The organism is Ruegeria sp. YKSF070, assembly GCF_059612725.1.
In genome coordinates this window covers 1-7,239 of sequence record NZ_JBXWRD010000019.1, presented here as the reverse complement: position 1 = coordinate 7,239, position 7,239 = coordinate 1, and the positions used below count along the sequence as shown (strand labels likewise).

Sequence of the window (7,239 nt, the reverse complement as noted above, 5' to 3'; positions counted from 1 at the left end):
GACAGATGATGTTCAGGCGAAATCGCCTCTTACATCATGCCGCCCATGCCGCCCATGTCGGGCATGCCGCCGCCTGCGGGGGCGTCTTTCTGCGGCTTGTCGGCGACCATCGCTTCGGTGGTGATCAGCAGGCCAGCAACCGAGGCCGCATCTTCCAGAGCGGTGCGGACAACCTTGGCCGGGTCGATCACGCCGAACTTGAACATGTCGCCATATTCTTCGGTCTGCGCGTTGAAGCCAAACGCTGCATCGCCCGATTCACGCACCTTGCCGGCAACCACGGCGCCGTCGACGCCTGCGTTCTCGGCGATCTGGCGCAGCGGCGCTTCGATGGCCTTGCGCACGATGTTGATACCGGCGGTCTGGTCGGCATTTGCGCCTTCGAGGCCCTCGAGGCCTTTGCCAGCCTGAACCAGAGCGACACCGCCGCCCACAACGACACCTTCCTGCACGGCAGCGCGGGTGGCGTTCAGGGCGTCATCGACGCGGTCCTTACGCTCTTTCACTTCAACCTCGGTCATGCCGCCGACGCGGATCACGGCAACACCGCCGGCCAGCTTGGCCACGCGCTCTTGCAGTTTCTCACGGTCGTAGTCGCTGGTGGTTTCTTCGATCTGGGTGCGGATCTGGGCCACGCGGGCTTCGATCTCGGCCTTCTCGCCTGCGCCATCAACGATGGTGGTCTCGTCCTTGGTTATCGAGATTTTCTTGGCGGTGCCCAGCATGTCCATGGTCACGGACTCGAGCTTCATGCCCAGGTCTTCGCTGATCACCTGACCGCCGGTCAGGATGGCGATGTCCTGCAGCATGGCCTTGCGGCGATCGCCGAAGCCCGGTGCCTTGACGGCTGCGATCTTCAGACCGCCGCGAAGTTTGTTGACCACCAGGGTTGCCAGAGCTTCGCCTTCGACATCCTCAGCAATGATCAGGAGCGGCTTTTGCGACTGGATCACCTGCTCGAGCAGCGGAACCATCGGCTGCAGCGAGGACAGTTTCTTCTCGTGCAGCAGGATCATGCAGTCTTCGAGCTCTGCGATCATCTTGTCTGCGTTGGTGACGAAATAGGGCGACAGGTAGCCGCGGTCGAATTGCATGCCCTCGACCACGTCGGTCTCGGTTTCCAGGCCCTTGTTCTCTTCGACGGTGATGACACCTTCGTTGCCGACCTTCTGCATCGCTTCGGCGATCTGGCGGCCGATTTCGGTTTCGCCGTTGGCCGAGATGGTGCCGACCTGCGCCACTTCGGCGCTGTCGTTGACGGGGCGCGCAGCGGCCTTGATGGCCTCGACAACCTTGGCGGTGGCCAGGTCGATGCCGCGCTTCAGATCCATCGGGTTCATGCCGGCGGCAACCGATTTCATGCCTTCCTTGACGATAGCCTGGGCCAGAACCGTCGCGGTGGTGGTGCCGTCGCCGGCCTCGTCATTGGTGCGGCTGGCGACTTCTTTCACCATCTGCGCGCCCATGTTCTCGAACTTGTCTTCCAGTTCGATTTCCTTGGCGACCGACACACCGTCCTTGGTGATGCGGGGCGCACCGAAGCTCTTGTCCAGAACCACGTTGCGGCCTTTAGGGCCCAGGGTCACCTTGACCGCGTCGGCCAGGATGTTGACGCCCTTGAGCATCTTGTTGCGGGCTTCGGTATTGAACTTGACGTCCTTAGCAGCCATGTTCTTTCTCCTTGAGAAATATGTTTGGAATGATGCGACCAGAGATCAGAGAAGCGCGTGGCTTACTCGATGATCCCCATGATGTCGCTTTCCTTCATCATCAGCAGCTCTTCGCCGTCGACGGTGACTTCGGTGCCCGACCATTTGCCGAACAGAACCCGGTCGCCCGACTTGACTGCCATCGCGATCAGCTCGCCGCTATCCTTGCGGGCGCCTTCGCCACAGGCAACGACAACGCCTTCGCTGGGCTTTTCCTTGGCGCTATCGGGGATGATCAGGCCGCCTGCGGTTTTCTCTTCGCTTTCGGTACGGCGAACCAGCACACGGTCATGAAGCGGTTTCAATGCCATCTTTGCAGCTCCTTGAGGCTCAAAGTTTGTTTCCCTCCCCCTGTTCTTCAACAGAGGCATTAGCACTCAAGTCCGACGAGTGCTAACGGCGCATAGCTAGGGGGTCGAAGGAACCGAGTCAACATCGGAGATACGAAAAGTTGCCACCGCCAAGTGCCGCAACCAGGCCTGTTTACTTCCCTCGCCCGCTTGCGCAGATTTGCAAGGTCAACAGGAAGGGCGGGTTTGATGCGGATCGAAGCGAACGGGATTTACCTCGAAGTCGAGCAGAGCGGACCGGAAGATGGAGTGCCATTGTTCCTGATCCGAGGCCAAGGCAGCCAACTGGTGCATTGGCCCAAGGAGTTGAGCGCAGGTTTTGACGCCGCCGGGTTTCGGACCATCGCCTTTGACAACCGCGATGTGGGCCTGTCTCAGCGTTGCCCGACGCCGAATGTGCCCGACAGCGCCGACGCCATTCTGGCGGCGCTGGCCGCGGGCGCGGACCTGCCCAAACCCTATGGGATCGAGGATATGGTGGGCGACATCACCGGCCTGATGGATGCGCTGGGGATCGAACGCGCGCATTTCTTTGGCATCTCGATGGGGGGCGCGGTGCTGCAACAGCTTTGCATCGACCAGCCTGACCGAGTGCTTTCGGCAACCATCGTGATGACCGCCTGCCGCCCCTTTACCGAGCGCGCGGGCGCAGGACGCGAGGCACTGTTGGCGCTGGCCGCGAACCTGCTGGTGCGTGACGTGAAACAGCAGGACTATCTGGAGGCGCAGGTCGCCGAACACGGGATGTGGGGCAGCCCCGGCTATCCGATGCCCGAGGCCGATATCCGCGCCATGGCCGAGCGCGCCTGGGCGCGTGGTGTCGATGCGGCGGGAAAGAACCGGCAGGTGCTGGCCATCCTGCACGCGCCCGACCGACGCCCCGGCCTGCGCCAGCTCGATCTGCCCTGCCTGGTGATCCATGGCAGGCAGGACACGCTGATCCCGCTGGAGATGGGAGAGGAAATCGCCGCGCACATTCCGGGCTCGGAGTTTCACGCCATCGAGGGCATGGGTCACATCATCACCCCGAAGCTGGCCCCGGTTATCGTGGAGCTGGTGCGCGACTTCATCGCACGGCGCGCCTAGATCGCACTCAGGAACAACCCGCTCGCCAGGAACGTCACGACCAATCCGGCGGCAAGCTCCACCATCGGCAGGGCGACGCCGGCAAACCGCCAGGCCGTGGCCGCGCCCAGCACCCCGCCGCGCAGCCCGGCCGAGGCCAGTCCCACTCCGACCGTGACACTGGCCGTTCCCAGCGCCATGGCTAGTGTTCCGGCGATCCCGGCCAATGCGATGCCCATCTGCCAGGTCAGGATCAGCACGAACAGCGCCCCGGTGCAGGGCCGGATCGCGATGCTGGCGATCAGCGCCAGCGCCTCACGCAAGGTGCCGATCTGTTCGACCTCGCTCAGGCTAGGGCCGTGCTTGTGCCCGCAGTGGGAACAGGTCTCGCCGTCATGATGGTGGTGATGATGCTGCGTGGGTTTCCGAGTGGCCAGCAGCCGCCGGGCGCCTCGCCAGACCAGCCAGCAGCCGATCAACGCGATAGCCGCATAGCTGGCGGGCGCCATGATCCGCTCGGTCGCGCCAACCAGATGCTGACGCCCAAGATCCAGCACCGCCACCCCGGCATAGACCAGCGCGATCGCGGTAACCGCCTGGCCCAGGCTCGCCGCCAGCCCGATCGCCGCAAGCCGCAGAACCGGCACCCGCCGACCCAGCCCATAGCCGCCGATCAGCACCTTGCCGTGGCCAGGCCCGACCGCGTGAAAGAATCCATAGGCGAAACAGACCGACAACAGCAGCATCAGCGCCCCGCCCTGCCCGCTGCGCAATCCGCGCAGCGCCTTGGCGATCTGGTTCTGAAAATCCCGTTGCTCGCCCGCCGCCCACAGCGCCAGCTGGTCGAAACCGCCGCTGAGCCAGAGCCAGCCCAGCAGGGCCAGAACCAGCGTGACCGGCAGGATCAGGAGCCGGGACATGTGACGCGGATCTCGGTGGCAAATTCAGCGCCGATCAGGGGGATATCCATCTCCTCCAGATCGGCATCGGCGTCGATGCGCAGCAGCATCTCCTGCATCTCGGCAAGTTGCCCGTCGATATCGGGCTCCAACCGCTCCAGCAGGCAATCGTCGCGCCCACTGAGGGTGACCGGGCGCGCAACCTCGTAGGCGGTGTAATAGGTCTCGTCATAGGGGCGCAGCGACAGGGCTGCCCCCGATCCCAAGGCCCCACCGGTAACCGCGCGCAGATGGGTCGACACGATCCGTCCAGCCTCGGTGGTGGCGGTGGGTTCCAGCGGGCCGGACAGCGCCAGTGGCTGATCGCCCAACCGCAGGTCGAGATCGCCGTTATAGCCCTCGATCCATTGCGCATCGAACCCCGCCAATTGCGCCTGTTCCTCGGGTGTCAGGCTGCCATCGCCATCCTGGTCCAGGCCCAGTTCCTCGAGGATGACCAGCGAATAGAAATCATCATAGGCCCAAGTGACCCGCACATGTGTCAGCGCCCCGTCAGGGGCAAAGATCAACTCGAATCCGGTGTCGATGAACACATGCGGATGCGCCATCAGCGGCGCGGGGAGCAGGAAAGTGAGGGCAAGGGCAATCCGGCGCATGACCAGACGATAGGGCGCGGGTGGGGGGCTGGCAATCCGGGCAGGCGCAGCTGCGGCGCTATTTCGCCATCGGATGCAAAACGAGCGTCTGCAGCGCCATGCCCACTGGCCCGACGGTATCAAAAAGGATCGCTTGCGACATGCCGATACCGTTAGGCTGCCAATGCGATACGGCCTCCGCTGCAAACCAGTCGCCACAGGGCTCGCGATGGATTTGCAGGGTCAGGTCGGTATTCATGAAGCCAAACCGCACCGGAGGCTCGTTCCAGGAGATACCGTTGCCGCAATCGGCCAGCGGGCAGATCGCCTGAATCGGCGAAGGTGCCTCGGTGGCCAGCAAATGCGGCGCCTTCATCCAGACGGTTTTCGGCCCCGGCCCCAGATCCTCGCCCTCCGGATAGGCCATCTCGATAAACTGGCCAAAGGCGCGCCGGTCATGCAGCTTGCCCACCAGCAACGCCGGACCGGATCGCGCGCGGGCAAAATCAGGGGTCGGCACCGTTGCGGTGGGCACCTCTCCCAGATCCTTGCGCACCAGATGCATCGAGGTTCCGGTCAGGCACAACGTGCCATTGGTATCATGCAACACCAGCCGGGTGGTGGTGAGCGTGCGACTGTTGCGCTCTATCTCGGTGGTGATCCGCAGCCCCGCCAGCGGCAGCGGTTTCAGCACGTCGAGCGTCAGCCGGGTCAGCATCTTGTCCGGCCCGGCAGCCGCCTCGGCCGCGCGCGCCACCAGGCCGGTGACCGGCCCGGCATGACAGTGATCGGGCGACCACGGCCCGCGCGCCGGATCGTTGCCGACAAACAGCCCCGGTTCGGTTTCGGTGAAATAGACCGGGGCCGTCACGGGTATCAGACCTTTTCCTGCGTGTACTTCTTCAGCTCGGTCCGGGCGATCTGGCGGCGGTGCACCGCGTCGGGGCCATCGGCAAAGCGCAGGGTGCGCTGACCGGTCCAGGCAGCGGCCAGTGGCGTGTCCTGGCTGATCCCCTGCCCGCCATGCATCTGCATCGCCTCGTCGATCACCTTGAGCGAGACGCGCGGCGCCACCACCTTGATCTGGCTGATCCAGGGCGCGGCGGCCCGGGCGTCGCCCTGATCCATCATCCAGGCGGCCTTGAGGCACAACAGGCGCGCCATCTCGATCTCCATCCGACATTCGGCGATGATGTCGTAATTAGCACCCAGATGCGCGAGTTTCTTGCCGAACGCCTCCTTGTCGAGCGCGCGTTTACACATGCGCTCCAGAGCGATCTCGGCCTGGCCGATCGAACGCATGCAATGGTGGATGCGGCCGGGCCCAAGCCGGCCTTGCGCGATCTCGAAGCCGCGCCCCTCGCCCACCAGGATGTTCTCGGCCGGCACGCGGACATTGGTGAACCGGAGATGCATGTGGCCATGCGGTGCGTCGTCGTGACCAAACACCAGCATCGGACGCAGGATCTCGATGCCTTCGGTCCCAGCAGGCACCACGATCATCGAATGGCGCTGGTGCTTGGGCGTATCCTCGCCCCCGGTCTTGACCATCACGATATAGACCTTGCAGCGCGGATCACCGGCGCCAGAGGCCCAGTATTTCTCACCGTTCAGCACATAATCGTCGCCATCACGGACACAGGACATCGAGATATTGGTGGCATCCGAACTGGCCACATCCGGCTCGGTCATCAGATAGGCCGAGCGGATCTGCCCCTCCAGCAGCGGCGCCAGCCAGTCCTGCTTCATCTTCGCGCTGCCATAGCGCTCGAAGACTTCCATATTGCCGGTATCGGGGGCGGAACAGTTGAACACCTCGGCCGCCAGCGGGGTCTTGCCCATCTCTTCGGCGAAATAGGCGTATTCGACGGTGGTCAGGCCGAACCCGCGGTCACTGTCGGTCAGCCAGAAGTTCCACAGGCCGGCCGCCTTGGCCTTGGCCTTGAGGCCTTCGAGGATCTCGGTCTGGCGGGCGGTATACTGCCAGCGATCGCCCTTGGCGATTTCTGCGTGGTACTCATCCTCCAACGGCATGATCTCGTCGCGGATCATCGCCGCGACGCGATCCAGAAGCTTGCGGTTCTCGTCGCGCATCGCAAACGTCATGTTCATGGCTTGGCCTCCCCTGCCCCCGGACAACGGGGGGAATGTCTGGATCGAGGATGACTTGGCCCGCGCGGGAATGTCCAGCCGCGTGACGAAACGTCACCGGCCCGAATGTGATCGTGCAGGAAAGGTGCCGTGGGAGAGGGGCCGGAAAACAAGGTTTTCCGGGCCGTTTTCCGGCGCGGAAAACGGCCGCCTGACGCGCGCGCGACAAATCAACTGATGAAGTCGGTATAGGCCGCTTCGTCCATGTAATCGTCCATCGGCGACAGGTCCGAGGGCCGCATCTTGAAGAACCAGGCCTCGCCCATGGGGTCCTCGTTCACCATACCGGGATTGTCGGCCAGCGCCTCGTTCACCTCGACGATCTCGCCATCAAGCGGCGCCAGGATATCCGAGGCCGCCTTGACCGATTCGATCACAACGATCTCGTCATCCTTGCTGACCTCGGTTCCGGGCTCGGGCAGTTCAACGA

General features: G+C 63.7%; 8 protein-coding genes. 1 reads left to right on the top strand and 7 read right to left on the bottom strand.

Annotated features, from left to right (window positions below; translation table 11 throughout):
• Positions 1-29: 29 nt before the first annotated feature.
• Positions 30-1,670: a chaperonin GroEL gene (gene groL, locus AC2FL1_RS11665; RefSeq protein ID WP_496829308.1), complete on the bottom strand. Its 1,641-nt coding sequence runs from the start codon at positions 1,668-1,670 to the stop codon at positions 30-32.
• Positions 1,671-1,732: 62 nt separating this feature from the next.
• Positions 1,733-2,020, bottom strand: a complete 288-nt coding sequence (gene groES, locus AC2FL1_RS11660; RefSeq protein ID WP_011046635.1) for a co-chaperone GroES — start codon at positions 2,018-2,020, stop codon at positions 1,733-1,735.
• Positions 2,021-2,248: 228 nt separating this feature from the next.
• On the opposite strand from groES, the gene AC2FL1_RS11655 reads away from it, so the two are divergent.
• Entirely contained in the window at positions 2,249-3,145 is an 897-nt protein-coding gene (locus tag AC2FL1_RS11655) for an alpha/beta fold hydrolase (protein ID WP_496829306.1), read from the top strand.
• On the opposite strand, the gene AC2FL1_RS11650 is transcribed toward AC2FL1_RS11655, so the two are convergent.
• From AC2FL1_RS11650 to AC2FL1_RS11630, 5 genes are all read right to left on the bottom strand, one after another.
• Positions 3,142-4,044, bottom strand: a complete 903-nt coding sequence (locus AC2FL1_RS11650; RefSeq protein ID WP_496877040.1) for a nickel/cobalt transporter — start codon at positions 4,042-4,044, stop codon at positions 3,142-3,144. The genes AC2FL1_RS11655 and AC2FL1_RS11650 overlap by 4 nt on opposite strands.
• On the bottom strand, positions 4,029-4,679 hold the full coding sequence (locus AC2FL1_RS11645; protein WP_496829302.1) for a DUF1007 family protein: 651 nt from the start codon (positions 4,677-4,679) through the stop codon (positions 4,029-4,031). Before AC2FL1_RS11645 ends, AC2FL1_RS11650 begins: the two co-directional genes overlap by 16 nt.
• A gap of 58 nt (positions 4,680-4,737) precedes the next feature.
• Positions 4,738-5,529 carry a thioesterase family protein gene (locus tag AC2FL1_RS11640; RefSeq protein ID WP_496877039.1) on the bottom strand — a complete coding sequence of 264 codons (792 nt, stop codon included), beginning with the start codon at positions 5,527-5,529 and terminating at the stop codon, positions 4,738-4,740.
• A gap of 5 nt (positions 5,530-5,534) precedes the next feature.
• Positions 5,535-6,770 carry an acyl-CoA dehydrogenase family protein gene (locus AC2FL1_RS11635; protein WP_496829298.1) on the bottom strand — a complete coding sequence of 412 codons (1,236 nt, stop codon included), beginning with the start codon at positions 6,768-6,770 and terminating at the stop codon, positions 5,535-5,537.
• A gap of 209 nt (positions 6,771-6,979) precedes the next feature.
• The coding region (locus tag AC2FL1_RS11630) for a glycine cleavage system protein H (protein ID WP_496877038.1) at positions 6,980-7,239 on the bottom strand (260 nt) is incomplete at its 5' end.